This is a genomic window from Agathobaculum faecis (assembly GCF_014287995.1).
Taxonomy (GTDB): Bacteria; Bacillota; Clostridia; order Oscillospirales; family Butyricicoccaceae; genus Agathobaculum; species Agathobaculum ammoniilyticum.
Map to the genome: position 1 here is coordinate 98,662 of NZ_JACOPL010000009.1, position 23,876 is coordinate 122,537.

At 58.3% G+C, this 23,876-nt stretch carries 31 protein-coding genes; 27 read left to right on the forward strand and 4 right to left on the reverse strand.

What is annotated here, in order from left to right; all coding sequences use genetic code 11:
• Nucleotides 1–21: 21 nt before the first annotated feature.
• The 14 genes from H8S45_RS10830 to H8S45_RS10895 all read left to right on the forward strand — a co-directional run bounded on the left by H8S45_RS10830 (nucleotide 22) and on the right by H8S45_RS10895 (nucleotide 9,304).
• A complete protein-coding gene (locus H8S45_RS10830; protein ID WP_186950081.1) occupies nucleotides 22–1,647 on the forward strand; it encodes a putative polysaccharide biosynthesis protein in 1,626 nt (541 codons plus the stop codon).
• Nucleotides 1,648–1,662: 15 nt separating this feature from the next.
• Nucleotides 1,663–2,454, forward strand: coding sequence for a nucleoside triphosphate pyrophosphohydrolase (gene mazG / locus H8S45_RS10835; protein WP_054327334.1), 792 nt, complete (start codon nucleotides 1,663–1,665; stop codon nucleotides 2,452–2,454).
• Between the two features lie 14 nt (nucleotides 2,455–2,468).
• Nucleotides 2,469–2,747, forward strand: a complete 279-nt coding sequence (locus H8S45_RS10840; protein WP_107632014.1) for an HU family DNA-binding protein — start codon at nucleotides 2,469–2,471, stop codon at nucleotides 2,745–2,747.
• A 2-nt stretch (nucleotides 2,748–2,749) separates the two neighbouring features.
• The gene (locus H8S45_RS10845; protein WP_054327335.1) at nucleotides 2,750–2,992 is read left to right on the forward strand and encodes an RNA-binding S4 domain-containing protein; all 243 of its coding nucleotides are present in this window, start codon (nucleotides 2,750–2,752) and stop codon (nucleotides 2,990–2,992) included.
• Nucleotides 2,993–3,060: 68 nt separating this feature from the next.
• Nucleotides 3,061–3,345, forward strand: coding sequence for a sporulation protein YabP (gene yabP / locus H8S45_RS10850; RefSeq protein ID WP_054327336.1), 285 nt, complete (start codon nucleotides 3,061–3,063; stop codon nucleotides 3,343–3,345).
• Nucleotides 3,346–3,352: 7 nt separating this feature from the next.
• Nucleotides 3,353–3,808 (forward strand): spore cortex biosynthesis protein YabQ, encoded by a 456-nt coding sequence (gene yabQ, locus H8S45_RS10855; RefSeq protein ID WP_159068208.1) that lies wholly within the window; start codon nucleotides 3,353–3,355, stop codon nucleotides 3,806–3,808.
• Between the two features lie 46 nt (nucleotides 3,809–3,854).
• Nucleotides 3,855–4,136, forward strand: a complete 282-nt coding sequence (locus tag H8S45_RS10860; RefSeq protein ID WP_054327338.1) for an FtsB family cell division protein — start codon at nucleotides 3,855–3,857, stop codon at nucleotides 4,134–4,136.
• Nucleotides 4,137–4,170: 34 nt separating this feature from the next.
• Entirely contained in the window at nucleotides 4,171–4,629 is a 459-nt protein-coding gene (locus H8S45_RS10865; protein WP_054327339.1) for a S1 RNA-binding domain-containing protein, read from the forward strand.
• Between the two features lie 200 nt (nucleotides 4,630–4,829).
• The gene (locus H8S45_RS10870) at nucleotides 4,830–6,002 is read left to right on the forward strand and encodes an amidohydrolase (RefSeq protein WP_186950083.1); all 1,173 of its coding nucleotides are present in this window, start codon (nucleotides 4,830–4,832) and stop codon (nucleotides 6,000–6,002) included.
• The gene (locus tag H8S45_RS10875) at nucleotides 5,999–6,841 is read left to right on the forward strand and encodes a fumarate hydratase (RefSeq protein ID WP_054327340.1); all 843 of its coding nucleotides are present in this window, start codon (nucleotides 5,999–6,001) and stop codon (nucleotides 6,839–6,841) included. The genes H8S45_RS10870 and H8S45_RS10875 overlap by 4 nt, the downstream gene beginning before the upstream one ends.
• A 136-nt stretch (nucleotides 6,842–6,977) precedes the next feature.
• The gene (gene hpf, locus H8S45_RS10880) at nucleotides 6,978–7,505 is read left to right on the forward strand and encodes a ribosome hibernation-promoting factor, HPF/YfiA family (RefSeq protein ID WP_054327341.1); all 528 of its coding nucleotides are present in this window, start codon (nucleotides 6,978–6,980) and stop codon (nucleotides 7,503–7,505) included.
• A 98-nt stretch (nucleotides 7,506–7,603) separates the two neighbouring features.
• Nucleotides 7,604–8,089, forward strand: a complete 486-nt coding sequence (locus H8S45_RS10885) for a GNAT family N-acetyltransferase (protein ID WP_054327342.1) — start codon at nucleotides 7,604–7,606, stop codon at nucleotides 8,087–8,089.
• A 20-nt stretch (nucleotides 8,090–8,109) separates the two neighbouring features.
• The gene (gene rsmA / locus H8S45_RS10890; RefSeq protein ID WP_054327343.1) at nucleotides 8,110–8,979 is read left to right on the forward strand and encodes a 16S rRNA (adenine(1518)-N(6)/adenine(1519)-N(6))-dimethyltransferase RsmA; all 870 of its coding nucleotides are present in this window, start codon (nucleotides 8,110–8,112) and stop codon (nucleotides 8,977–8,979) included.
• Nucleotide 8,980: 1 nt separating this feature from the next.
• Nucleotides 8,981–9,304 (forward strand): TfoX/Sxy family protein, encoded by a 324-nt coding sequence (locus H8S45_RS10895; RefSeq protein ID WP_054327344.1) that lies wholly within the window; start codon nucleotides 8,981–8,983, stop codon nucleotides 9,302–9,304.
• Nucleotides 9,305–9,312: 8 nt separating this feature from the next.
• Here the strand turns inward: H8S45_RS10895 and H8S45_RS10900 are convergent, their stop codons facing one another.
• The 3 genes from H8S45_RS10900 to H8S45_RS10910 are packed head-to-tail and all read right to left on the reverse strand — an operon-like array spanning nucleotide 9,313 to nucleotide 10,285.
• Complete coding sequence (locus H8S45_RS10900; protein WP_054327345.1) at nucleotides 9,313–9,603, reverse strand: hypothetical protein; 291 nt, start codon at nucleotides 9,601–9,603, stop codon at nucleotides 9,313–9,315.
• Nucleotides 9,604–9,625: 22 nt separating this feature from the next.
• A complete protein-coding gene (locus H8S45_RS10905; RefSeq protein ID WP_054327346.1) occupies nucleotides 9,626–10,003 on the reverse strand; it encodes a hypothetical protein in 378 nt (125 codons plus the stop codon).
• Nucleotides 10,004–10,015: 12 nt separating this feature from the next.
• Complete coding sequence (locus tag H8S45_RS10910) at nucleotides 10,016–10,285, reverse strand: hypothetical protein (RefSeq protein ID WP_054327347.1); 270 nt, start codon at nucleotides 10,283–10,285, stop codon at nucleotides 10,016–10,018.
• A 137-nt stretch (nucleotides 10,286–10,422) separates the two neighbouring features.
• Here H8S45_RS10910 and H8S45_RS10915 point away from each other — a divergent pair, with 137 nt between their 5' ends.
• Nucleotides 10,423–10,935 (forward strand): YfcE family phosphodiesterase, encoded by a 513-nt coding sequence (locus H8S45_RS10915; protein ID WP_161804745.1) that lies wholly within the window; start codon nucleotides 10,423–10,425, stop codon nucleotides 10,933–10,935.
• Between the two features lie 11 nt (nucleotides 10,936–10,946).
• Nucleotides 10,947–11,792: a type III pantothenate kinase gene (locus H8S45_RS10920; RefSeq protein WP_054327349.1), complete on the forward strand. Its 846-nt coding sequence runs from the start codon at nucleotides 10,947–10,949 to the stop codon at nucleotides 11,790–11,792.
• A gap of 92 nt (nucleotides 11,793–11,884) precedes the next feature.
• Here the strand turns inward: H8S45_RS10920 and nth are convergent, their stop codons facing one another.
• Nucleotides 11,885–12,523, reverse strand: a complete 639-nt coding sequence (nth, locus tag H8S45_RS10925) for an endonuclease III (RefSeq protein WP_054327350.1) — start codon at nucleotides 12,521–12,523, stop codon at nucleotides 11,885–11,887.
• A gap of 200 nt (nucleotides 12,524–12,723) precedes the next feature.
• Between nth and glyA the strand changes: the two genes are divergently transcribed.
• From glyA to rimI, 11 genes are all read left to right on the forward strand, one after another.
• Complete coding sequence (gene glyA, locus H8S45_RS10930; RefSeq protein ID WP_054327351.1) at nucleotides 12,724–13,965, forward strand: serine hydroxymethyltransferase; 1,242 nt, start codon at nucleotides 12,724–12,726, stop codon at nucleotides 13,963–13,965.
• A gap of 194 nt (nucleotides 13,966–14,159) precedes the next feature.
• Nucleotides 14,160–15,491: a glucose-6-phosphate isomerase gene (locus H8S45_RS10935; protein WP_054327352.1), complete on the forward strand. Its 1,332-nt coding sequence runs from the start codon at nucleotides 14,160–14,162 to the stop codon at nucleotides 15,489–15,491.
• 76 nt (nucleotides 15,492–15,567) lie between these two features.
• Complete coding sequence (locus tag H8S45_RS10940; RefSeq protein ID WP_054327353.1) at nucleotides 15,568–16,020, forward strand: nucleoside 2-deoxyribosyltransferase; 453 nt, start codon at nucleotides 15,568–15,570, stop codon at nucleotides 16,018–16,020.
• Between the two features lie 39 nt (nucleotides 16,021–16,059).
• A complete protein-coding gene (locus H8S45_RS10945) occupies nucleotides 16,060–16,413 on the forward strand; it encodes a putative ABC transporter permease (RefSeq protein ID WP_054327354.1) in 354 nt (117 codons plus the stop codon).
• A 67-nt stretch (nucleotides 16,414–16,480) separates the two neighbouring features.
• Nucleotides 16,481–17,251, forward strand: coding sequence for a type III pantothenate kinase (locus H8S45_RS10950; RefSeq protein WP_054327355.1), 771 nt, complete (start codon nucleotides 16,481–16,483; stop codon nucleotides 17,249–17,251).
• A 69-nt stretch (nucleotides 17,252–17,320) separates the two neighbouring features.
• On the forward strand, nucleotides 17,321–17,992 hold the full coding sequence (locus tag H8S45_RS10955; protein WP_147574156.1) for an ECF transporter S component: 672 nt from the start codon (nucleotides 17,321–17,323) through the stop codon (nucleotides 17,990–17,992).
• A 240-nt stretch (nucleotides 17,993–18,232) separates the two neighbouring features.
• A complete protein-coding gene (spoIVB, locus tag H8S45_RS10960; RefSeq protein WP_186950085.1) occupies nucleotides 18,233–19,246 on the forward strand; it encodes a SpoIVB peptidase in 1,014 nt (337 codons plus the stop codon).
• 168 nt (nucleotides 19,247–19,414) lie between these two features.
• On the forward strand, nucleotides 19,415–20,176 hold the full coding sequence (gene spo0A, locus H8S45_RS10965) for a sporulation transcription factor Spo0A (RefSeq protein ID WP_054327358.1): 762 nt from the start codon (nucleotides 19,415–19,417) through the stop codon (nucleotides 20,174–20,176).
• A 117-nt stretch (nucleotides 20,177–20,293) separates the two neighbouring features.
• Nucleotides 20,294–22,927, forward strand: coding sequence for a DNA polymerase I (gene polA, locus H8S45_RS10970; RefSeq protein WP_186950087.1), 2,634 nt, complete (start codon nucleotides 20,294–20,296; stop codon nucleotides 22,925–22,927).
• An 80-nt stretch (nucleotides 22,928–23,007) separates the two neighbouring features.
• Nucleotides 23,008–23,439: a low molecular weight protein arginine phosphatase gene (locus H8S45_RS10975; RefSeq protein ID WP_054327359.1), complete on the forward strand. Its 432-nt coding sequence runs from the start codon at nucleotides 23,008–23,010 to the stop codon at nucleotides 23,437–23,439.
• Entirely contained in the window at nucleotides 23,436–23,870 is a 435-nt protein-coding gene (rimI, locus tag H8S45_RS10980) for a ribosomal protein S18-alanine N-acetyltransferase (RefSeq protein ID WP_054327360.1), read from the forward strand. Before H8S45_RS10975 ends, rimI begins: the two co-directional genes overlap by 4 nt.
• The last annotated feature ends 6 nt before the right edge of the window (nucleotides 23,871–23,876 follow it).

A 23,876-nucleotide genomic window follows, 5' to 3' on the forward strand; every position in this document is an offset into this window, starting at 1 on the left:
AAGACAAAGGGCGTGTAGCGTTTGCAGCGAAAAAAACAGAATTTTGTGCAGGGCGCGGTCATCCTGATGGCGGCGAGCCTGATCGTCAAGGTGATCGGCGCGTTTTTCCAGATACCGCTCCAAAACCTGATCGGCGGGGAGGAATCCCCAGCGTTTGGCATGTTCAGCGCGGCTTACCGGATATACACCGCGATGCTGATGATTTCGACGGTCGGCCTGCCGGCGGCGCTGTCCAAGATGGTGGCGGAGGCTACGGCCTGCGGGCGCGAGCATGAGGTGCGGCGTATCGTTCGCGTCGCGGGTAGCATTTTTGTGCCGGTCGGCGCGCTGTGTTCGGTCGCGCTGTTTTTTGGCGCGGGTACGTTTGCGGAATGGATCAAAAGCGCAGATGCGCGGCTTGCCGTTATGGCGATCGCGCCGAGCGTGCTGATGGTGGCCATCCTTTCCGTGTTTCGCGGTTATTACCAGGGGCGGTCCAATATGGTGCCGACAGCGGTTTCCCAAGTCATTGAGGCGATGGGTAAGCTGTTTGTTGGCCTTGGCCTTGCCTACTATGCGATGGGGCAGGGCTACAGCGATCCGGTGGTAGCGGCAATGACCGTGCTGGGCGTAACGCTGGGCGAGGTCGTGGCGGCGGCGTATATGCTGGCGCAGGCGGCGGTAACGCGCCGCAGAGCGACGCCCGTGCGCATTTTGAACGATGCGGTGCGTCCTGCGGGGGAACTGGCGAAGGTTTTGCTTTCCCTGTCCATCCCCATTACGATCAGTTCGGCGGTCATGAGCCTGACCGACCTGATCGACGTTGCGCTGATTTCCGCGCGGCTGCAAAGCCCAGCGGTGGGGATGACGGCCAAGCAGGCGATGGCGACCTACGGCATTTACACCGGCCAGGCCATCAATTTCTTCAACCTGCCGCAGACGCTGATCACGGCGCTGGCGGTCAGCGTGCTGCCGACGATTGCCAGCGCGCGCGCGGCGCAGAATTTTACCAAAGTGTCCAAAACGCTTTCCACTTCGCTGCGGCTGACCATGATCATCACTTTGCCGGCAGGCACAGGGTTCCTCGTTCTATCCGAGCCGATCCTGCGGCTGCTCTACCATTCGGGGACGGAAACCGGAGGCCGGCTGATGGCGATTTTAGGCTTTGCCGTACCCGCTGTGGCGCTGGTCGCGATCACAAACGCTACCCTGCAGGCGTTCGGGCGGATTGACCTGCCGCTGGTTTCGATGTTCCTCGGCGCGCTGGTCAAAATGTTCGGGGATTATTATCTGATCGGGGATCCGCGGTTCGGTATCGCGGGAGCGCCGATCAGTACGGCCGTGTGCTACTGGCTGATTGCGCTGCTGAATCTGTTCCACATCGCAAGGCTGTCCCATGCGCTGCCCCCGCTGGGCAAAACCGTGGGCAGGCCGCTTGCCGCAACGGCTGGCATGGGGGCGGCGACTTATATCTGCTTTACCGTGCTGACGCGGGTGCTTGGCGCGGCGCCGGGTTCGGCAGTGGATAAGCTGAGCACGCTCGTGTCGATCCTTGTAGCGGTGGCGGTATACGGCGTTTTGCTGCTGGCGTTGCACGCGGTTGACCGCGAGGATGTGCAGCTTCTGCCAAAAGGGGAAAAAATTGCCAACCTTTTGCGTTTAAAATGACAGGAAGTGTAGAAAATGGTTGATTTTCAAAAGAAAGAGCAGTATAATTTTAACGATCTGTTGCGGATCATGGAAATACTCCGCGCGCCGGACGGATGCATGTGGGATCGGGAACAGGATCACCGGTCGATCCGCCGCAATTTTATTGAGGAGACCTATGAGGTCTGTGAGGCGATCGACGAGGAGGATACCGAACACCTGAAGGAAGAGCTGGGCGACGTATTGCTGCAGGTCGTTTTTCACACGCAGATGGAAAAGGAAAAGGGCGTGTTTGACATCAATGATGTGGCGGACGGCATCTGCAAAAAGCTGATTTACCGCCATCCGCATATTTTCGGTGATGTCAAGGTGGGCTCCTCGGAGGAGATCCTGAGCAATTGGGACGACCTCAAGCGCAAGGAGAAGCACCAGGAAACCGATACCTCCGCGCTTGCCAGCGTGGCCAAAAGCCTGCCGGGTCTGATCCGCGCGGAAAAAATCCAGAAGAAGGCCGCTAAGGTGGGGTTCGACTGGGATGGGGCGGACGGAGCGCTGGAAAAGGTCGAGGAGGAGCTTGCCGAGGTGCGGCGGGCGCTCGCAGGCGACGGCGATATCGAGGAGGAACTGGGCGACCTGCTGTTCGCGGTCGTCAATGTGGCGCGCCATAAAAAGGTGGACGCCGAGCGCGCGGTGGAAAAGACCTGCGACAAGTTCATTCATCGGTTCGGTTTTATGGAACGGCAGGCAAAAGAAGAGAACAAAGTGCTGTCCGACTTGTCGCTGGCAGAAATGGACTCGCTTTGGAATAGATCAAAAGAAAAGGTATAAACGGAGGTATAAGCATGAAAAAAAGCGAATTCGTCACGCTGGTTGCGGAAAAAACCGGCCTCTCCAAAAAGGATACAGAAAAGACGATCGACGCTGTCTTCGCCGCGATGGGCGATGTGATGGCGCAGGGAGATAAGCTGCAGATGAGCGGCTTCGGTACGTTTGAGACCAAGGTGCGCGCTGCGCGCACGGGTCACAACCCGCGCACCGGCGAGGCGATCGAAATCGCGGCCGCGACCATTCCGGTATTCAAGCCCGGCAAGGCGCTCAAGGATAAGGTGGACACGAAGTAACCGTGAGGCTGGATAAATATCTCAAGGTTTCCCGACTGATCAAGCGCCGAACGGTAGCGAACGACGCCTGCGACGCGGCGCGGATCACAGTGAACGGCAAACCGGCAAAGGCATCCTACCAGGTGAAAACAGGCGATGTTATCGAGATTGCGTTCGGACAGCGCACGATGAAAGTCGAAGTACTCGAGATCGCGGAGCACGCGCTGAAAGCGGATGCGGCCGCGATGTATCGGGAAATCCCGTAATAAAAACATCCCGCCCCTTCATATAGTGAAGGGAGCGGGATGTTTTTTATGAGAGGGAGGGACTGCATATGGCAGCCGACGAACGCAACAGGGAAATGCCGCATACCGTTATTCTGGAGGGCAGGGAGAAGCTTTCGATCTCCGGCGTGGTGGATGTGCAGAGCTTTGACGAGGACCAGGTATTGCTGGAGACCGTGCGCGGGATGCTGGTCGTGCGGGGGCAGGGCCTGCATGTCGAGCGGTTGCAGCTGGAAGCAGGCGAGCTGATTGTGGAGGGCGAGGTTGGCTGCCTGGAATATGACGACAGCGTACAGCCGCGCGGCGGTTTTTTCAGCCGTCTGTTCGGCGGGTGAACGCGGCATGACGGTACCGATGCAGGCACAGTTCCTGCTGGGGCTGCAAAGTATTTTACTGGGCGCGTCCCTGGGGCTTTTTTATGATATTCTGCGGGCGTTTCGGGTGTATTTCTCGGCCGGGCGCCTGGCTACCGCATTGTATGACCTTGTGTTCTGGCTGGTCCTGCTGGCGGCTTTTTTCGAATTCAGCCTGGTTTTTGCGATGGGGCAGAGCCGCTGGTATGTACTTGCGGGGGCGTGCGTCGGCGCGGGAATATATTTTTTTCTGCTCAGCGGGCTGGTGCAGGGGGCGCTGCGGCTTGTGCTGGATTTGGCCGCGCGGCTGTGCGGCCTGTTCGTCACAGCGGGGGAAAAGGCGCGCGGGCTTGCGGGTAAAGCTGGTTTACCGGAAAAAATTCGCTCTTTTACAAAAAAGTTTGCGAAACCCTCTTCCATTTTTCGCAGGAAAGGTATAAAATAAAACTCGAATTAGTCTGGGCCAAGGGAAGATGGAGCGAGGTGTCCGAATGTCCAAGCGCAAAGCGCCGGTCTGGGTCAAAATCCTGATGCTGGCCTTTTTGCTGTATGCCGTGGTGACAATCATCAGCCTGCATGCACAAATTGCGGATAAACGTGCGGAGCTGGATTCGCTCAATATGCGTGTCGAGGAATACGAGGCTGCAAATGAAGCGCTCCGGCAGGAGATGCAGAACGGCATTTCGGAAGCAGACATCAGCGAGATCGCCCGTACCGAGCTCAGCTATGCAGAACCGGGAGAACGTGTCTTTGTGGACACATCCAGCAGGTAAAAGGGAAACAAATAACGGAGGCAAAACAATTTATATGGATTTGGCAGTGGGAGCGATCGTAGAGGGTAAAGTGACCGGTATCACGAAGTTCGGCGCGTTTGTCGCCCTGCCCGAAGGGAAGTCGGGCATGGTGCATATCTCCGAGGTTGCGGCGAGCTTTGTCAGCGACATCAAGGACTTTCTGCAGGAAGGCCAGCAGGTCAAGGTGAAAATCATTAATATCGACCAGGCGGGCCGCATCAATTTGTCCATCAAAAAGGCACAGCCGCAGGAGTCACGTCCGGAACGCGCCGGCGGCGCCGCGCCACGGCAGCCGCGGTTCCAGCAGCGTTCCAGCCAGGCGCCGCGCGGCAGAACGCCGCAGCCGCCCAAGGACCCCGCGACCATGAGCTTTGAGGATAAGCTCAAGGCGTTCATGTCCGACAGCGAGAGCCGGCAGGCCGACGTGCGCCATGCGACCGACCGCAAAAACGGATCGCGCCGCCGCCGATAAACACATAAAACCGAGGGCGACCTCGGTTTTGTTTTTATTCCGCAGGGCAAAAAAACGCGCCCTTTCCTGCGAAAGGGCGCCAAAAGTAGGATTGTGGGGATAAAGATATGAACGGTGCATGGCAGTTCTCTCAACTGCCATAATCAATATAGCATAATTTACAATAAATGTCAATTGCTTTTTTGAGGGAAAGGACGGAAATGGAAGAAATACTTCTGAAAAACTGCACGTTTCTGACGATGGATGAATCGAATCCGCGTTTTTTCGGATGGATTTGGATGAAAAACGGGAAGATTGTGTCGATGGGAACGGACGAGCCGCCCGCCTGCGGTCAGGTGGTTGACGGGCGCGGCGGCGTGGTGACACCCGGTCTGATCGACATTCATTCCCACCTCGGTCTGTATGAAGACGGGCTGGGCTTTGAGGGCGCGGACGGGAACGAGGATACCGACCCCGTTACGCCGCACCTGCGCGCGATTGATGGGGTAAACCCATTGGACCGTGGCTTCCGCGAAGCTGTCGAGGCGGGGGTGACAACGGTCGCGGTCAGCCCAGGCAGCGCCAACCCGATCGGCGGGCAGATCGCGCTGCTCAAGACGGCCGGCCGGCGCATCGACGATATGGTGCTCAAAGCGCCGCTCGCGATCAAGTTTGCGCTGGGTGAGAACCCCAAGTCGGTCTATCACGACAAGGATGAAGCGCCGGTTACCCGCATGGCGACCGCGGCGCTCATCCGCGAGCAGCTTTACAAAGCAAGGGAATACCTGTTGCGGATGGAGCGCGCGGAAAAAGAGCCGGAGGAGGACAAGCCGGACTACGATATCAAGCTGGAGGCGTTGCTGCCGCTGCTGCGGGGCGAAGCGGAGGCGCACTTCCATGCGCACCGCGCGGACGATATTTTTACCGCGCTGCGGATTGCCGGGGAGTTCGGCCTGAAAGCCGTGATTATCCACGGTACGGAGGCGCATCTGGTCGCCGACCTTTTGGCAGGGGAGCAGGTGCCGGTCGTTTGCGGGCCGTATATGACCGACCGCTCCAAGCCCGAGCTCAGGAACCTGACGGACGAGGCGCCGGCCCTGCTGTGCAGGGCGGGGATTGAGACTGCGATTACCGTGGACCATCCCGAGATACCTCTCCGCCTGCTGCGCGTGGCGCTGTTGCTGGCGGTGCGGGAGGGGATGGACAGGACGGACGCGCTCCGCGCGGTGACAACCGTTCCGGCGCGCATTGCGGGCATGGAGCAACGGATCGGAATGCTCCGCACGGGGATGGACGCGGACTGCGTCCTGTGGAGCGGGGAACCGCTGGATTTTACAAGCCAGGTGCAGGCCGTGTTCATCAACGGCGCGCCGGAATACAGGAGGACGGTATGAGAACGATCGATGTTTCGGAAGTCACGTGGCTGGTGCGTCGGCTCTGCATGGAAGCGAATTACTATCTGCCCGCGGATCTGCGGCAGGCTTTCGTCCGTGGGCAGAAAGCGGAACAGTCCCCGCTGGGGAAAGAAATTTTCGGGGAGATGCTCGCAAACTGCGATCTGGCAAGGCGGAATGATGTGCCGGTCTGCCAGGACACTGGCATGGCGATTGTGTTCGCGGAGGTGGGACAGGAAGTACACCTGACCGGCGGGGCGTTTGAGGACGCGGTCACGGAGGGGGTGCGCCGTGGGTATATCGACGGGTATCTGCGGCTTTCCGTGGTCGGCGACCCGCTGCGGCGCGAGAATACCAACGATAATACCCCCTGTGTGCTGTATACTTCGATCGTGGCGGGGGATAAGATCAAGATCACGGTCGCCCCGAAGGGCTTTGGATCGGAGAATATGAGCGCGATGAAAATGTTTACGCCGGCCGCGACCAGGGAGCAGATTGTGGATTTTATCGCGGACGCATGCATCCGCGCAGGGTCCAACCCCTGCCCGCCGATCGTAATCGGCGTGGGGCTGGGCGGCACCTCGGACAAGGCGGCGTACTTGGCAAAGCGCGCCCTGCTCCGGCCGGTGGACCGGCGGAACGAAGACCCGATGTACGCGGAAATGGAGCGGGCAGTGCTGGATAAGGTCAATGCGTCCGGCGTGGGTCCCCAGGGGCTTGGCGGAACGGTGACCGCGCTTTCCTGCGCGATCGAGCCGTTCGGCACGCATATCGCGGGCCTGCCCTGCGTGGTGAACATTTCCTGCCATGTGACCCGACACGCGGAAGGGGAATTGTGACCGCGTTGGGGAAAATGCTGAACAGTTTGTGAATTTGTGTAAAATCTATTGGACAATTTCACCTAAGACGTGGTATACTAATTATAGCAAATTCCCATAAGTATCTTGGGCAACCCGCCCGATAGGAGATGATGTTATGAAGTTCACCATCGTCGAGAGAAAAATGAAAATCGATGACGACCTGCGCCAGTATGCGCTGCGCAAAGTCGAGAAGCTGGATCGGTACTTCCATCAGGATTCAGATACCACGCTGACTTTCAGCGAGCTGCGCGGCAAACAGACGGTAGAAATTACGGTGCGCCAGACAGGTCTGGTCGTCCGCGCCGAGGAGACGACAACCGATATGTTCGCCTCGGTCGACGGTGCGGTCAGCAGCATTGAGCGGCAGATCCGCAAGCATAAGACCCGCCTGGAAAAGCGCCTGCGCGAGGGTGCGTTCGATAAGATCGCCGAGCAGCAGGCTGCGCTTTCCGAGGAGGATTTCGATATCGTGCGCCGCAAGCGCTTTGAGGTCAAGCCCATGAGCGTGGACGAGGCGATCCTGCAGATGAACCTGCTCGACCATCAGTTTTATTTTTTCCGCAATGCGGATAACGATAATATCCATGCGGTCGTATACAAGCGCGCCGCAGGCGGTTATGGCCTGATCGAGGGTGAGGAATAAGCTGCTTAAAAAGGGCAGTTTGAAATGAATTGAGACATTAAAAATAAAAAAGCCGGCGGCGTTCTGCCGTCGGCCTTTTTGTTGGACGGAGTGATAAAATGAGAATCATGGAGCCTGAAAGCCGACCGCAGGCGCTGATAAGGCAGCTTTTAACGGTGTGGGAAGGTGCGGTCAAACAGACCCATTTGTTTTTGTCCGCTGAGGAAATTGAGAAGATCAAACAATATGTTCCACAAGCACTGCGGGTGGTTCCACATTTAGTCGTTTTGGAAAACAGGGATGGCGTGCCTGTTGCGTTTATGGGCATAGAGGAACGAAATCTGGAAATGCTGTTCGTTGCACCAGAGCAAAGGGGACAAGGCTGGGGGAAAAGCTTGATAGAGTATGGGGTGGAGCGGTATGGTATTGAAACGGTAGGAGTAAACGAGCAGAATCCACAGGCAAGGGGATTTTACGAGCATCTGGGCTTTGTGGTCTATGAGCGGAAGAACCACGACGAGCAGGGGAATCCCTATCCGATTTTATATATGAGGCGCTCCAGCGCTGCTGAAAGCGGCTGGGAAACGGGAATAGCGCAGGAATAACAGATAGTGGGGTGTGCGCAATGAACCTTTGTGACATTGATACCATACGGGCGGTTTTGGGACGGCATGGCTTCCGCTTTTCCAAGTCGCTGGGACAAAACTTCCTGACGGATGAAACCGTGCCGCGCCGGATTGCGGAAATGAGCGGTGCGGGGGAAACGGGGAACGCGGTCGAAATTGGCCCGGGCATGGGCTGTCTGACCGCCGAGCTGTGCCGCAGGGCGGACAGAGTGGTCGCGGTCGAGCTTGACCGCGCGCTGCTGCCCGTGTTGGGGGAGACGCTGGCGGGATATGATAATTTCGAGGTCGTGCAGGGCGATGTGCTTCAGATTGACCTGGCCGCGCTGTGTCGGGAAAAATTTGGCGAGGCTCAGGCAGTGGCCTGCGCCAATCTGCCATATTACATCACTACGCCGGCCATCACAGCCCTGCTGGAAAGCGGAGCCTTCCAAAAGATCACCGTCATGGTACAGAAAGAGGTTGCGCAGCGCATCTGCGCCGCGCCGGGTACGGCGGCGTATTCTGCGTTTTCCATTTATGTGCAGTATCATGCGGAGGCCGCGCTGCTGTTCGACGTGCCGGCGGATTGTTTCGTGCCGAAGCCCAAGGTGGATTCCGCAGTAATACAACTAACGCCGCGCACCCAGCCGCCGGTCGCAGTGCGCAATGAAAAGCTGTATTTCGCACTTGTGCGGGCGGCGTTCAACATGCGCCGGAAAACGCTGGTCAACGCGCTGGGACCGGTGCTCGGCAGCGCAATGGGCAAGGAGGAGATCACAGAGCTGATCCAATCGGTAGGGCTGGACGCGCGTGTGCGCGGCGAGCGGCTCAGCCTTGCGGAATACGCCGCGCTGTCCAACGCCGCGGAGGGACGCCTGAAAGGGAGATAACATGGCATCCAGCCTGGAATTTGTAAATTATGTATGCGACCAGCTTTCCGGTGCGGGGACGATCACCTGGAAGCGTATGTTCGGTGAATTCGGCCTGTGGTGCGACGGAAAGTTTTTCGCCACGGTCGAGGACGATATGCTGTGCCTGAAAATCACGGACGCGGGGCGGGCATTGCTGCCCGAAGCGCGTATCGTGGAGCCGCACGAGGGCGCGCGCCTCCTCTATGTCGAGGAGCTGGACGACCGCGCGCGCATGGCCGAGTTGGTGCGGCAGACCTGTGCGGCGCTGCCGGAGCCAAAGCCGCGCAGGAAAAAGGGTATCTGACCTATGTGTCAGATACCCAGGATAAGCAGGGCGCCGATCAGGAGAAGCTGCTCCCAATCGATCTCCTCTCCGTCTTTCAAAAGGAACCAGACGATGACGAGTACGATGATGGTGTCCATGTCGAGCTTGATGTTTTGCAGGCGTCCGGACAGGCCGCGCGACAGGTCGGTAAACACGGACGCCGTCTGCGAACTGGCTCCGCTGCGGCTCCGGTCTGCGGGGGTCTGACCGGACGGCGGCTCTTTATGTAGCGGCGGGGCGTCGTCGGCTTCCGCAGCGGCGAGATAGCGGTTATACAAGCGGCTTCGCTTCCTTTCTGGTTCAGAGTGATTGAGTGCCGTCGTCGGAGGAGGTGCCGCCGGATTGGCCCAGCTGTCCCAGCACAGTGCGCGCGATGCGCGCTATGCTGACCAGCCGCATCGCATGGTCGAACTGCCCGGCAACCTCGTCCGTGACAAAGGGCTTTACCGCGTTGAGCAGGACGCGCTTTTCCGGTTTGACCGCGCCCTGCCCGCTTTGGAGGATGGTGCTGATGACCGGCAGCGCGCGCTCCATCAGCTCCGCGGAGGGGTCGTAATCCTTGCTGGCAGGGGCGCCGGCCGGCTGCTGGGGGCTTCCCAGCATATCGGAAACGGTTTTCATTGCGTTCTGTAGCGCATCAGGATCGTTCAGCAGGGAGGACAGCATATCGTTGTCCATGCGGGTACCTCCTTATTTCTGGAACAGCTTTTTGAGCTGCGCCGCGAGCGTAGTACCCTCATGCGACTGCATGAGCTTTTGCGCGAGCATCGCCGCCTCCCGCATATCGCCGCGCTGCGCGGCCTGCGCGGCGCGCTCCAGATCGGCCGCGTGCTGGGCGGAAATGATCTGCGCGGCCTTCTTTCCGTCCGGCGTGTTCAGCGCCGTGCGGAGCTGATCGACCGCCTGGGGGTTGCCGGCTTGCTCTGCAAGGCGGCGTAAAATTTCATTTTGATCGGGCATAGTTCCCATCCCTTTCCTGGTTTCGTTACTGCCAGTATATGCGGCAAATGGAAAAATGTGATGCAGTGGGTTTACAAGTGGGCCGCGCCGGTGTAAAATACTGCTATATGTGTCGCGGCGAAAGGGGCGAAAACACGTTGAATATATTGGTTTTTGCCGATTCACATGGACGGAATATCGCTATGGCCGCAGCGGTCGAGCGGGAGAAGCCGGACGCGGTCATCCACCTGGGCGACTATGCGGACGACGCGCGGGAGCTGGAGCGGCTTTTCCCGATGCTGCCGGTCTATCGGGTGCGCGGCAATAACGATTATAAGCCGGACGTTGCGCAGTATGCGGTAATCACGCCGGACAACCTGCCAATCTATATCACGCACGGGCATAAGGAGCGGGTATCCATGCTGGCCTGCGGCATCCTGCCGCAGCGGGCACGGGAAGAGGGCTGTTTGGTGGCGCTATACGGTCACACCCACCGCATGCTGCTGGAGCGGATAGACGGTGTGCTGGTCTGCAACCCAGGCAGCATCAGCCTGCCGCGCGGCGGTCCGGCAAGTTATGCGCGCCTGACGATTGAAAATGCACAGCTTCGCGCAGTTACGCTGCTCGATGAGGACGGCGGGCTGATCCGGCGCGATAAATTCAGACAATAAGGGGAAACGGTATGCTTTTGACCATTGACGTAGGCAACACCAATATGGTGTTTGGATTATATGACGGGGACAGGCTGCGGGGTTCGTTCCGCATCTCCACCAACGCGGAGCGGACATCGGACGAGCTTGGCATGCAGATTTCCCAATATTATCATTTTCACGGGCTGGACCGCACCCAGACCGATGCAGTCATCATCGCCTCGGTCGTGCCGCCGGTGATGTATACGCTGATCAACGCCATCCGCAAATATCTGCATGTGCAGCCGGTCATCGCCGGGCGGGATGTGGATATCGGGATTGAGAACCGCTACACCAATCCGCGCGAGGTAGGCGCGGACCGCCTGGTCAATGCGGTGTCCGCGGTCAGAAAGTACGGGAAGCCGCTGATCATCGTGGATATCGGCACCGCGACCACCTTTGACGCGATCGACGGGAACGGCGCATATCAGGGCGGCGCGATTTTCCCCGGCATCAAGGTGGCGATGGAAGCGCTGTTTCTCAAGGCGTCCAAGCTGCCGCGCGTGGATATCGAGCGGCCGGAAAAGGCGATCGGGAAAACCACGGTGCAGTCCATGCAGTCGGGCGCGGTGCGCGGATATGTGGGCGCGCTGGCCGGCATCATTACAGATATCCAAGAGGAGCTGGGTGGTAATGCGCGCGTGGTTGCGACCGGCGGCATGGGCCGCATGATGGCGGAATACTGCGGCCTGATCGACGAGGTGGACCCCAACCTGACGCTGGAGGGGCTGCGCCTGATCTACGAGAACAACAAAGACTGCTTTGCGGGCCGCCAGCTTGACAGCGAGACGTGCCTGCTGGAAGCGGTGGAGGAAGGCGCCTGGAGCGCGGAGAAATGAGTGCGGCGGTGCCTGACGCTGCGGCCGGCGCTGCCTGCGGCAAGACAATAGCATTAAAAAGAGAAGCTGCCCCCTGTGGAGCAGCTTCTTCCTTATTTTGTGACCGGATAAGAGGGGCAGACCGCGCCGAGCGGGCAGCCGGAGCATTTGGGGCTGCGCGCGGTGCAGTGCTCGCGCCCGAACAAAACAAGCCGGTGGCAAAAGTCCGAGGATTCCGCAGGGGAGATCAGCTTGCGCAGCGCGTTCTCCACCTTGACGGGGTCCTTTTCGTTTTTGACAAAGCCGAGCCGGTTGGACAAACGGATACAATGCGTATCGGCCACGATAGCGGGCTTGCCGAAGATATCGCCGAGAATCAGGTTGGCGGTCTTGCGCCCCACGCCGGGGAGACGAAGCAAATCTTCCATGTTATCTGGCACTTTGCCGTCATATTCGCTCAGCAACATGATGGCGCAGGCTTTCAGGTCACGCGCCTTGGTGCGGAACAGGCCGCAGGTTTTGATCGCCTCCGCGATCTCCTCCTCCGGCGCTTCGGAGAAGCTCTGCAGGGTGGGGAACTGTCGGAACAGAGTTTCGGTCACGATATTGACGCGGGCGTCCGTACATTGGGCGGACAGGCGTGTGGCGAACAGCAGCTCGTAATCATGGGTATAGTGCAGCGCGCAGACAGCGTCCGGATAAACCTCCTTGAGCAGCTCGGTCACCGCGGCGGCGCGTTCTTTTTTTGTCATGTCTTTCTCTCCTGACGACGTAAGTATTAATATCATAGCATATTTGTACGAAAAAGCAAGAGTTTTGTCGGCATTTTACATTTTTAACATAAAAAAGTGCTAAAACAGGGCAAAATCTATCTGTTTGCCAGTAGCCGTAAGATGAAAAATGTGGTTTAATGGAGATACAGAATTTATAGCACGTTGATGGAGGTTGAAATATGGTTCGCGAGGCAATGGAATTTGTGAAAGCGTATGATCCTGAGCTGGGCAAGATGATGCAGGCGGAATACGACCGTCAGGCACGCAATATCGAGCTGATCGCTTCGGAGAATATTGTCAGTGAGGCTGTTATGGCCGCGATGGGCTCGGTGCTGACCAACAAATATGCGGAGGGCTACCCAGGCAAGCGATATTACGGCGGCTGCGAATGTGTGGACGAGGTTGAAAACCTTGCGATCAAACGTGTTTGTGAAATTTTCGGCGCGAAGTACGCTAACGTGCAGCCCCATTCGGGCGCGCAGGCGAATATGGCGGTTTATCAGGCGCTGTGCCAGCCGGGCGACACCGTGCTGGGCATGAGCTTGGACAACGGCGGCCACCTGACCCATGGCTCGCCGGTGAACCAGTCCGGCCTGCTGTACCATATCGTGCCGTATGGCGTGGATGAAAACGGTTATATCGATTACGATGCGCTGCGCGACCTGGCCAAAAAGGAAAAGCCCAAGATGATTATTGCGGGCGCCTCGGCCTATCCGCGCGCGATCGACTTTGCCAAGTTTGCGGAGATCGCGCATGAAGTAGGCGCATACCTCTTTGTAGATATGGCACACATCGCGGGCCTGGTGGCGGCCGGCCTGCATATGAACCCGCTGCCGTACGCGGACGTGGTCACCACCACGACCCATAAGACGCTGCGTGGGCCGCGCGGCGGCGTCATCCTCTCAAACAATGAGGAGCTGGGCAAGAAATTCAACAAGGCGATTTTCCCGGGTACGCAGGGCGGCCCGCTGGAGCATGTGATCGCAGCCAAGGCGGTTTGCTTCGGCGAAGCGCTCAAGCCGGAATTTAAGGCGTATCAGAAGCGCGTTGTTACCAACGCCAGGGTGCTGGCGGACGCGCTGATGAAGCAGGGCTTTGACTTGGTTTCCGGCGGTACGGACAATCACCTCATGCTGATCGACCTGCGCAAGACCGGCGTGACCGGCAAGGAGCTACAGCACCGTCTGGACGAGGTATATATCACCGCGAACAAGAACGCCATCCCGAACGATCCAGAAAGCCCGTTCGTTACCTCCGGCCAGCGCGTGGGTACGCCGGCGGTCACCTCCCGCGGCTTTGGCGAGCCGGAAATGCTCCACATCGCGGAGTTCATCTGGCAGACTGCCACTGATTTTGAAAATAAGGCGAATGAGATTCGCCGCAACGTATGCGATATTTGCGCCAATTTCCCGATTTATTAATTGCAAAAGCCGTTCCTCTTTTCAGGGAACGGCTTTTCTGCGGCTGCATGGCGGGAATGGTGGGGAAAATGTTGCATGAAATTGCTCGAAGGGACAAAATATTTGTAGAATATTAACAAAAACCTTGCCAGGCGCTGAGATTATTGGTATACTATTGGAAAAGGGTTATAATGAACCGGAAAGGGAAATGAATCATGGCAATGGAACTCAAGCTGACAGGGCTGAAAGGCTTCGTGGGAGAGGAAGAGATTTCGCAGATGACCCCGCTGGTGCAGGCGGCGCAGGATGTGCTGCATGCCGGCTCGGGCGCAGGAAATGATTTTCTGGGCTGGGTTGATCTGCCCGAGGCCTATGATAAAGAGGAATTCGCGCGCATCAAGCAGGCTGCGAAAAAGATCCAGCAGACCTGCGAGGTGCTGGTCGTAATCGGTATCGGCGGCTCTTACCTGGGCGCGCGCGCGGCGATCGAATTTGTGAACGGGCAGATGTACAACGGTGTGCGTCCGGAGGGGATACCGGAGGTATACTTTGTCGGCAATAACATTTCCTCCTCCTACCTGAACGATATTGTCAAAATCATCGGAAACCGCGATTTTGGGATCAACGTGATCTCCAAATCCGGCACGACGACCGAGCCTGCGATCGCGTTCCGTATTTTCAAAAAGCTGATTGAGGAGAAGTACGGCAGGGAAGGCGCGAAGGAGCGCATCTTTGCCACAACGGACAAGGCGCGCGGCGCGCTGAAAAAGCTGGCGGACGACGAAGGGTATGAGACCTTTGTTGTGCCGGACGATGTCGGCGGCCGTTTCTCTGTGCTGACGGCGGTTGGCCTGTTGCCGATGGCCGCCGCGGGCGTGGATATCGACGCGGCGATGGCCGGCGCGGCCGAGGCGCGCCGTAATTTTGCGGATGGCACGGAGCATGCCTGCGCGCAATACGCGGCGCTGCGCAGCATCCTGCATCAGAAAGGCAAAAGCATGGAGATTTTGGTCAACTACGAGCCCGCGCTTGTCATGCTCGGCGAATGGTTCAAGCAGCTGTTCGATGAGTCCGAAGGCAAGGACCACAAGGGCCTGTTCGCAACGTCGGCCAACTTCTCGACCGATCTGCACTCGATCGGCCAGTTCATTCAGGACGGCGCGCGCATGATGTTTGAAACGGTTGTCTGGGTGCGCGAGCCGCGCTCGGAAAGCTATATTGAGGAAACGGCGGAGGATATCGACGGGCTGAATTACTTGGCGGGCAAGAGCGTGCAGTTCGTCAACTCCAAGGCCTATCAGGGTACGCTGATGGCGCATATGGATGGCGGCACGCCGAATATCATCGTTGAGATCGATCGGGCGGACGCATGGCATTTCGGTTATCTGGTCTATTTCTTTGAAAAGGCGTGCGGTATTTCCGGTTACCTGCTTGGCGTCAACCCGTTCAATCAGCCGGGCGTTGAGGCGTATAAGAAAAATATGTTCGCCCTGCTTGGTAAGCCGGGCTTTGAGGAGCGCCGCAAGGAGCTGGAAGCGAGACTGTAACAAACGACAGGAAGGGATGCCGCGGAGATGGCATCCCTTTTTTGTGTGCAACGCATAACAGGGAGGGCATGCAAATATGAAAAAGATATATCTTGCCGGTTTTGATGTTTTTGCGCCGGATGCAAGACAGCGCGGCGCAAAAATGAAAATGATGTGTGCGGAAAAGGGCTTCGCAGGGCTGTACCCGTTTGACAACGAGGCGGATAACGCGCAGGATATTTTTGCCGGCAACTGCGGGCTGATCGATCAGGCCGACATCGTGATCGCGAACCTGAACCCGTTCCGTGGTGCCGAGCCGGACAGCGGCACCTGCTTTGAGGTCGGCTACGCCCATGCAAAGGGAAAACAGATTTACGGGTATGTGTCCGATGGGCGCGCGATGCGGGAGAAAATCGGGGAAAAAGATGCGGAGGGCTTTGCGGTGGAAAATTTTGGTCTGCCGCTCAATCTGATGCTGTGCGGCGCGGCCAGGATCGTTGCCGGAAATTTTGCCGCGGCGCTGGCGGTTTGTGCGTCCGAGCAGGCATAACGGCGTCGGGATATGACATAATAAGTCCGGTGATGAGAGATGAAGCAGCAAACAGCCGGACTGTTCCTTTTAGGAGCAAGTGGGTATTCCGCGCTCGAAATTCTGTGGCGCGGCTACACGCACTGGACGATGGCGCTCACCGGCGGCGCGGTACTGGTAGGGCTGAACCGGCTGCGTCCACGGGTGCGGGCGGAAAAGCCGCTGGCAAGGTGTCTGTGTGGCGCGGCGTGCATCACGGCGGCGGAATACGTCGTCGGTTGCACGGTCAACCGGAAGTACCGGATGGGCGTATGGGATTATTCGCGCGAACGCGGCAATATCCAAGGGCAGGTATGCCCCAAATACGCGGCGCTCTGGATGCTTTTGGCGGCTCCGTTCATGCTGCCCCAATAAGTGCTTGCAAAGTATGTCCGGATGCCGTATAATGGCGTTGGCAATATGCAGGGAAAGAGGGGCCGATATGCTGATTGCAGTTAATGCAGGGAACAGCCATGTTTTGCTTGGCGGTTATGAGGAAGACGAGCAGCTCTTTGCCGCTTCCATCGCGACCGAGCCCAAGTGGACACGGGATGATTACGCCTGCAAGCTGCAGCAGGTTTTCGGGCTGTACAGCGTACCTGTCGGCCGCATCCGCGGCGCCGTGGTCAGCTCGGTCGTGCCGAGCATGGTCACGGTGCTCGAGGACGCGCTGCGCCTGCTTGGCGTGACCGATGTGATCGAGGTATCGAGCGGCGTCAAAACAGGGCTTAATATCCGGTCGGAGCAGCCGCGCCAGGTTGGATCGGACCGCGTGGCGAGCGCGGTTGCGGCGCGCGCAAAGGGGAAGCTGCCGTGCGTGGTGGTCTGCCTCGGCACGGCGACAACGTTTACCGTGCTGGATCAATCCGGCGCTCTGGTCGGTTCGGCTATTACAGCGGGAGTACGCCTGAGCCTGTCCGCTCTGCGGGAGCAGGCGGCGCAGTTGCCCGCGGTCGCGATCGAGGCGAGGGACGAGGGAATCCTTGCGCGCAACACGGCCGATGCTATGCGCGTGGGCGCGGTATACGGCGCGGCAGCCATGGTGGATGGCATGGTCGGACGCTTTGCCGAAACGCTGGGACAAACGCCCCATGTGGTCGTGACGGGTGATATTGCGCCACTGGTCACGCGGTATATGCGCGTGCCGTTCGAATACGACCAAAGCCTTGTGCTGGATGGCCTGCATCTGATCTGGAAGCGGAACCGGTCCTGACCCGCAGAAGCCGAAATAAGCCCTGTACCCGACGATAAGGGCGGGACGGGAGCAGGAGGAAAATTACATATGAAAAAGAACAAAACAACCAATGTGCGCGTTCTGGCACAGCTTGGCCTGCTGGCGGCGATCGAGATCGTCATGAAGCTGATCGGGTTGGGCAGCGTTCCCGTCGGGCCGCTGTACATGTCGTTCCTGACCGTGCCGATCGCGGTCGGAGCGATGACGATGGGGCCTGTGGCGGGTGCGATCCTCGGCGGCGTGTTCGGGCTGGTGAGCTTTAAGGACGCGCTGACCGGAGGCTCCGCGATGACGAGCGCGCTTTTCCAGGTCAGTCCGGTCAATACGTTTATCCTGTGCGTCGCCATGCGCATCCTGATGGGCTGGTTCGTCGGCCTGCTGTTTAGCCTGCTGCGGCGTGTGGACAAAAAGGGTGGCTGGAGTTATTTTGCGGGCGCGCTGTCCGCGCCGCTGCTCAATACGCTGTTCTTTATGGGGTATATCGTGCTGGTGTTCTATAACTGCGAATATATCCAAAATATTGTGGCGACGAATGGCGCGGCAAATCCGCTGATGTTCGTGGTGCTGCTGGTCGGCATGCAGGGCTTGGTCGAAGCGGTCGTCTGCTGTGCCGCGGGCGGCGTGATTACCCGTGCGGTCGCTTCGTTCCTCGGCCAGCGCGCGCCGGCGCCGGCAAGGAAAACAACGCCGTTTGAGGAGCTTCCCTCCGAAAAAACATAACCGGTTCAGCACCCTGCGCGGGCAGGGCGGGTCTTGACAGAACAGGCCGCAATTAAATAAATGCTGCCAAAAGAGACGGATTTCTCCAAACTGCTTGGAGAAACCGCCTCTTTTTCGTTTTAGAAAACCTTTCCACGGCCAAAGACTTATCGCCTATCCAGAAATCACAAGGGAATAGCAAAGGTTCACAGGCTTTTTTTTGCGGCGCGGGTGGCATAGTAAATGGCGGAGGTGAAAAAAGTGCAGCAAAGCAAAGCGAAAAAAATCGCAATATCCTTGCTTTTGACCCTGATGATGCTGGTTACTGCACAGGCGGCGGAAATCACATCGGTAATCCCCATCGGCCACACCGTAGGCATCCAGATGAGCGCGGACGGCGTTCTGGTGGTGCGGCTGAACGATGTGCAGACAGCGGATGGAGCGGTCTGTCCCGCCCGTGACGCGGGCGTGTCGGAGGGCGACATGATCGTCAAAGTAAACGGCGCCGAGGTGGCGTCCAATGACGAAATGCAGAAGCAGATTGCCTTGTCGGCGGGGCAGCCGGTTGAACTGGAAATTTTGCGCAATGGCGAAACGCAAACGGTAACAGCGACTCCGCGCGCGGATACGGATGGTGTATACCGGATTGGCGTACTGGCGCGTGACAGCATGGCCGGTATCGGTACGCTGACCTACGTCGATCCGGAAACCGGCGCTTATGGCTCGCTCGGACACGGTATCTGCGACGGAGAAACAGGCGTGCTGATGCCCTTGAAAGAGGGTAGCGTCCTGTATTCTGTGGTAGGCTCGGTGCAGCGCGGCGAGGTTGGAGAACCGGGTGCGCTGCAGGGTGAATTCCAATCGGATGTGCCGCTCGGCACGGTAAATGAGAATACGGAAAGCGGCATTTTCGGTACGCTGACCGATAGTTCGCTGTATTCCTCTCTGGAATCCGTACCGGTGGCCGCGGCGGACGAAATAAAGGTGGGTGAGGCGGAAATCCTGGCCAATGTCGAGGGAGACAAGGTACAATCGTATTCTGTTCAGGTTGTCAAAATTTATCCGCAGGACGATGAATATGGGCGCGGGATGATGCTGCGCGTGACCGATCAGGCGCTGCTGGAAAAGACCGGCGGTATCGTACAGGGCATGAGCGGCTCGCCTGTTCTGCAGAATGGGAAGATCATCGGCGCGGTGACGCATGTAATGGTAAACGACCCTACCTGCGGCTATGCGATTGGCATTGAACGGATGCTTGAGGAAATGACGAATTAACGAAGTTTTTGTTCATGTTTCGCTCGATTCGTCGCATTTTGTCGAAAAATGACGAGAAAAAAATCCAGCTTTTCCGACAATAGCCTTGAAAATTATGGAATTATATGGTAAATTAATGACAGCTAAGACAGAGAACAAATAAATTGCTGGAAGGCTGGTATTGACAACATGGAACAAAAAATTCGAGTATTGCTCGCAGACGACGACAGCGAATTCTGCGCACGGATGGCGGCGGCAATCGAAAAATCAAATGATATGGAGCTTGCCGGTATCGCGGAGGACGGCGCGAAAGCGGTTGCGGCAGTAGGAGAGCTTAAGCCTGATCTGCTCATCATCGACCTGGTGCTGCCGGTGATGGATGGGATCATGGTGCTGACCAAGCTGCACGAACGCAGGCAGGAGCAGCCCGCGACCGTTGTCCTTTCAGCTTTCGCCAGCCCACAGGCGGGCGCGGAGTGTACTGCGCTGGGCGTGGATATGTTTCTGCGCAAGCCTATGGAAGCGGAAATGGTTTGCGAAAGGATCCGCATGTGGAAATCCGGAAAGCAGGAGGCCGAAAAAACGGGGGAAGCAATGGCGCTGGAAGTACGCGTAACTGAGGTTATCCATCAGGTCGGCGTGCCGGCGCATATCAAGGGCTACCAATATCTGCGCGAGGCGATCATGATGGCGGTCGAGGACATGGAGGCGGTCAGCGCGATTACCAAGGTGCTGTATCCGTCGATTGCAAAAAAGTTCAAGACCACTTCTTCGCGAGTTGAGCGCGCGATCCGTCATGCGATCGAAGTCGCGTGGGACCGCGGCGATATCGAGACGCTGCAGAGCTATTTCGGCTATACGGTGTCGGGCGTCAAGGGCAAGCCGACAAACTCGGAATTCATCTCGATGATAGCCGATCGTCTGCGGCTGCAGATGCGGTTCGGCGCATAAGGAATATGGGCGCGGGACGGGGCGGAAGCCCCGTCCCTTATTTTGTCTGGAAATACGGCTGGTAATAGGATATAATATATGATAAGAAAAATTTGTTGAATGATGGGGAATACGCGCATGAAAATCATGGTGATCGATGGAAACAGTATACTCAACCGCGCTTTTTATGGTATCCGCCAGCTCTCCAACCATGAAGGGCTGCCGACCAACGCGGTATACGGGTTCTTGGCCACGTTGTTCAAGCTCAGGGAGGATGAAAAGCCTGACCGTACGGTTGTGTGCTTTGACGTGCGGGAAAAAACCTTCCGCCATTTGAAATTTGATTCCTACAAGGCAACCCGCAAGGGGATGCCGGACGAGCTGGCGGCGCAGTTGCCGGTGATGAAAGAAACACTCGATGCGATGGGTGTGGTACGCTGCGAGCTGGCAGGGTATGAGGCGGACGACCTGATCGGCACGATCAGCCGGAAAGCGGATGAAAACGGCGACACCTGCGTGGTCGTGACGGGCGACCGTGACAGCCTGCAGCTCATCGGCGGCGGGACGACTGTGCTTCTGGTTTCCACCAAAATGGGGCAGACGACCTATGAAACCTATGATACGGAAAAGTTCCGTGAAAGATACGGCTTCGATCCGATTCGCCTGATCGACCTGAAGGCGCTGATGGGGGATGCGTCGGATAATATTCCGGGCGTGCCGGGCATCGGGGAAAAGACGGCAATGCAGCTGCTGCATGATTTCGGCTCGCTGGAAGGCGTGTATGCGAACCTGGAGGATGAAAAAATCAAAAAAGGCGCGCGAGCAAAGCTGGAAGCGGGCGCGCAGTCCGCGAAAGACAGCTATTGGCTCGCGACCATTGACCGCAACGCGCCGCTTGCGCTGGATGTTGCAAACCTGCCGGAGGAACATCGGGACGAGGCAGCGCTTTATGAACTGCTGACCCGCCTGGAGTTTAAAAACTTTATCAAAAAGCTTGGGCTGAGCGGCGCGTATACCGCGCCCAGGCTGCCGGAGCTCCGGACGCTGCGCATCCAAAATGCCGCCGAAGCGTTTGGGCTGCTCGACGCGCTGACCGAAGCGGGCCGCGTGTTTGCGGTGATTCCGGAAACGCTGGGTGCGATGTGCCTGCTGGAAGCGGATACGGCGGCGATGCTGTTTGCGGATGACTTTGCGGATGCGGATTGGGATGCGCTGCTGCGCCGTCTGTTCGGCGGCGCGATCGAGCTGGTGCTGCATGATGCGAAACCTGTGGCGGCGGCGCTGCTTGCACGTGGCATCCAGCCGGAGGGGATTGTGTTCGACACCTGCCTCGCCGCGTATCTGCTGGATCCGACGCAGTCTGGATATGACCTGCCGCGCGTGGCGCTGGCATATTGCAGCACTGAACTGCCAGAACTTGACTTGGACGATCCGGCTGCCGTATCGCCGCTCGGCGGGCAGGAACAGACGGAACAGGCGTGCGCGCGCCATGCAGGGGCGGTGCGTGCGATCTATCAGGAAGCAGCATCCAGGGTAGAAGAGCTGGGCATGCGCAAGCTGTACTATGAGATAGAACTGCCGCTGATGCGCATTCTGGCCGAAATGGAAACCGTGGGCTGTGCGGTCGCGCCGGACGAGCTGCGCGCGTTTGGGGAGCGGCTGGACGTCCGTATCCATGAGCTGATCGCGCAGATCTACCGCGACGCAGATGGAGAATTCAATATCAACAGCCCCAAGCAGCTCGGCGAGGTGCTGTTTGAAAAGCTGCACCTGCCCGCGCCGAAAAAAACCAAGACCGGCTATTCGACCAACGTGGACGTGCTGGAGCGCATCGCGGAAGACCATCCGGTCGTTCCCAAGATACTGGAATACCGGCAGCTTACCAAGCTGAAGAGCACCTATGTGGATGGGCTGCTCAAGGTGGTCAGCCAAAAGGACGGGCGTATCCATACGCATTTTCAGCAGACTGTGACCGCGACAGGGCGGCTGTCCTCGACCGACCCGAACCTACAGAACATTCCGGTGCGCACTGAACTGGGGCGTGAGTTGCGGCGTATGTTCGTCGCGCCCGACACGGAGCATGTGCTGATCGACGCGGATTACTCGCAGATCGAACTGCGTGTGCTTGCGCATATCTCGCAGGACGCGCACATGATCGAGGCGTTTCGATCCGGGCAGGATATCCACGCCGCGACCGCGGCCAAGGTATACCATGTGCCGCTGGACGAGGTCACGCCGCAGATGCGTTCCTCCTGCAAGGCGGTCAATTTCGGTATTGTGTACGGGATATCGGATTTTTCGCTTGCGCAGGATATCGGCGTGACCCGTAAGGAAGCGGGCGAGTTTATCCGCGCCTATCTGGCGACCTATCCGGGCGTTGCAAAATATATGGAGGATATCAAGGAAAACGCGAGGGAAAAGGGCTATGTGTCCACGCTGTTCGGCCGCCGCCGCGCGCTGCCCGAACTGAAAAGCAAAAATTTCAATATCCGTTCCTTTGGGGAGCGTGTGGCGATGAATACGCCCATCCAGGGGACCGCGGCGGACATCATCAAGATCGCCATGGTGCGGGTACACGACCGCCTGCTGCGCGAGGGCCTGGAGAGCCGGCTCATCCTGCAGGTCCACGACGAATTAATCTTGGAGGCGCCGAAAACCGAACAGGAGACCGCGATGCGCCTGCTCAAGGAAGAAATGGAAGCCGCGTTCGTTATGGATGCGCCCCTGGTGGCAGAGGCCAAGGCGGGGCATAGCTGGTACGACACAAAGTGATTCTACCCGAACCGATCGGTTTGAGAGGAGAGGGCGCACCGCGCGCGGCGCGGGCGGTTTTTGACAGGGGGAATTCCAAAATGGACGACATCATTTTCATCTGCTCGGGCAACACCTGCCGTTCGCCGATGGCTGAGGGGCTGTTCCGTGCGCGCGGCGGGGAGAAGAAGACCGGTCTGACGGCGGCGTCCGCTGGACTGTTCACCCAGAACGGCCTGCCCGCGTCGCCAAACGCGGTCACGGCGGCGCGCGAACTGGGCGCGGACATTGCAGGGCACCGCTCGCGCATGCTCACGCCCGAACTGGTGCGGGAGGCGCGCTTTCTGGTCTGCATGACAGGCGCCCATTACGACCGCCTGTGCGAGCTGTATCCGAACTGTGCGGACAAGATATTCACCCTGCTGCCGGAGGACGTTTCCGATCCGTTTGGCGGCGATCTGGATACCTACCGCCGCGCGGCGGCCGAGATCGACCGGGGGATAAGCGGCATCATCGGGAGGCTTACAGAATGACGGTCGTACCCATGCAGGAGCGTCATCTGGCCGCGCTCGCGGAGATCGAAAAAGTGTGCTTCCACGCGCCGTGGAGCGCGGATATGCTCCGCGAAGAACTGGGGAAAGGTCTGTTCCTGGTTGCGGAGCGGGACGGCGTGGCGGTCGGCTATGTGGGTTGCCAGACCGTGCTGGACGAGGGGTATATCACCAATGTTGCGGTATCACCCGACTGCCGCCGGCAGGGAGTCGGCCGCGCGCTGATCGGGACGCTTGTCTCGCACGCGGGAGCGCAGGGGCTGGCCTTTGTTACGTTGGAGGCGCGCACGTCCAATATGCCCGCGATTGCCCTGTACGAGAATGCGGGCTTCCAAAAGGTGGGCGTGCGAAAGAATTTTTACACCGCGCCCGTTGAGGACGCGCTGCTGATGACATTTTTTCTGAAAGGGTGAGGCTGG

What these genes read in the sequence shown, in the direction of transcription:
- rsmA (WP_054327343.1), top strand. Translation starts at nt 8,110, where the DNA reads ATGAACCTTTGTGACATTGATACCATACGGGCGGTTTTGGGACGGCAT.
- H8S45_RS10875 (WP_054327340.1), top strand. Translation starts at nt 5,999, where the DNA reads ATGAGAACGATCGATGTTTCGGAAGTCACGTGGCTGGTGCGTCGGCTC.
- H8S45_RS10955 (WP_147574156.1), top strand. Translation starts at nt 17,321, where the DNA reads ATGAAAAAGAACAAAACAACCAATGTGCGCGTTCTGGCACAGCTTGGC.
- H8S45_RS10945 (WP_054327354.1), top strand. Translation starts at nt 16,060, where the DNA reads ATGAAGCAGCAAACAGCCGGACTGTTCCTTTTAGGAGCAAGTGGGTAT.
- polA (WP_186950087.1), top strand. Translation starts at nt 20,294, where the DNA reads ATGAAAATCATGGTGATCGATGGAAACAGTATACTCAACCGCGCTTTT.
- hpf (WP_054327341.1), top strand. Translation starts at nt 6,978, where the DNA reads ATGAAGTTCACCATCGTCGAGAGAAAAATGAAAATCGATGACGACCTG.
- H8S45_RS10910 (WP_054327347.1), bottom strand. Translation starts at nt 10,285, where the DNA reads ATGCCCGATCAAAATGAAATTTTACGCCGCCTTGCAGAGCAAGCCGGC.
- H8S45_RS10865 (WP_054327339.1), top strand. Translation starts at nt 4,171, where the DNA reads ATGGATTTGGCAGTGGGAGCGATCGTAGAGGGTAAAGTGACCGGTATC.
- yabP (WP_054327336.1), top strand. Translation starts at nt 3,061, where the DNA reads ATGGCAGCCGACGAACGCAACAGGGAAATGCCGCATACCGTTATTCTG.
- spo0A (WP_054327358.1), top strand. Translation starts at nt 19,415, where the DNA reads ATGGAACAAAAAATTCGAGTATTGCTCGCAGACGACGACAGCGAATTC.
- H8S45_RS10935 (WP_054327352.1), top strand. Translation starts at nt 14,160, where the DNA reads ATGGCAATGGAACTCAAGCTGACAGGGCTGAAAGGCTTCGTGGGAGAG.
- H8S45_RS10975 (WP_054327359.1), top strand. Translation starts at nt 23,008, where the DNA reads ATGGACGACATCATTTTCATCTGCTCGGGCAACACCTGCCGTTCGCCG.
- H8S45_RS10860 (WP_054327338.1), top strand. Translation starts at nt 3,855, where the DNA reads ATGTCCAAGCGCAAAGCGCCGGTCTGGGTCAAAATCCTGATGCTGGCC.
- rimI (WP_054327360.1), top strand. Translation starts at nt 23,436, where the DNA reads ATGACGGTCGTACCCATGCAGGAGCGTCATCTGGCCGCGCTCGCGGAG.
- H8S45_RS10840 (WP_107632014.1), top strand. Translation starts at nt 2,469, where the DNA reads ATGAAAAAAAGCGAATTCGTCACGCTGGTTGCGGAAAAAACCGGCCTC.
- H8S45_RS10870 (WP_186950083.1), top strand. Translation starts at nt 4,830, where the DNA reads ATGGAAGAAATACTTCTGAAAAACTGCACGTTTCTGACGATGGATGAA.
- H8S45_RS10920 (WP_054327349.1), top strand. Translation starts at nt 10,947, where the DNA reads ATGCTTTTGACCATTGACGTAGGCAACACCAATATGGTGTTTGGATTA.
- glyA (WP_054327351.1), top strand. Translation starts at nt 12,724, where the DNA reads ATGGTTCGCGAGGCAATGGAATTTGTGAAAGCGTATGATCCTGAGCTG.
- nth (WP_054327350.1), bottom strand. Translation starts at nt 12,523, where the DNA reads ATGACAAAAAAAGAACGCGCCGCCGCGGTGACCGAGCTGCTCAAGGAG.
- H8S45_RS10885 (WP_054327342.1), top strand. Translation starts at nt 7,604, where the DNA reads ATGAGAATCATGGAGCCTGAAAGCCGACCGCAGGCGCTGATAAGGCAG.
- H8S45_RS10950 (WP_054327355.1), top strand. Translation starts at nt 16,481, where the DNA reads ATGCTGATTGCAGTTAATGCAGGGAACAGCCATGTTTTGCTTGGCGGT.
- mazG (WP_054327334.1), top strand. Translation starts at nt 1,663, where the DNA reads ATGGTTGATTTTCAAAAGAAAGAGCAGTATAATTTTAACGATCTGTTG.
- H8S45_RS10905 (WP_054327346.1), bottom strand. Translation starts at nt 10,003, where the DNA reads ATGGACAACGATATGCTGTCCTCCCTGCTGAACGATCCTGATGCGCTA.
- yabQ (WP_159068208.1), top strand. Translation starts at nt 3,353, where the DNA reads ATGACGGTACCGATGCAGGCACAGTTCCTGCTGGGGCTGCAAAGTATT.
- H8S45_RS10940 (WP_054327353.1), top strand. Translation starts at nt 15,568, where the DNA reads ATGAAAAAGATATATCTTGCCGGTTTTGATGTTTTTGCGCCGGATGCA.
- H8S45_RS10895 (WP_054327344.1), top strand. Translation starts at nt 8,981, where the DNA reads ATGGCATCCAGCCTGGAATTTGTAAATTATGTATGCGACCAGCTTTCC.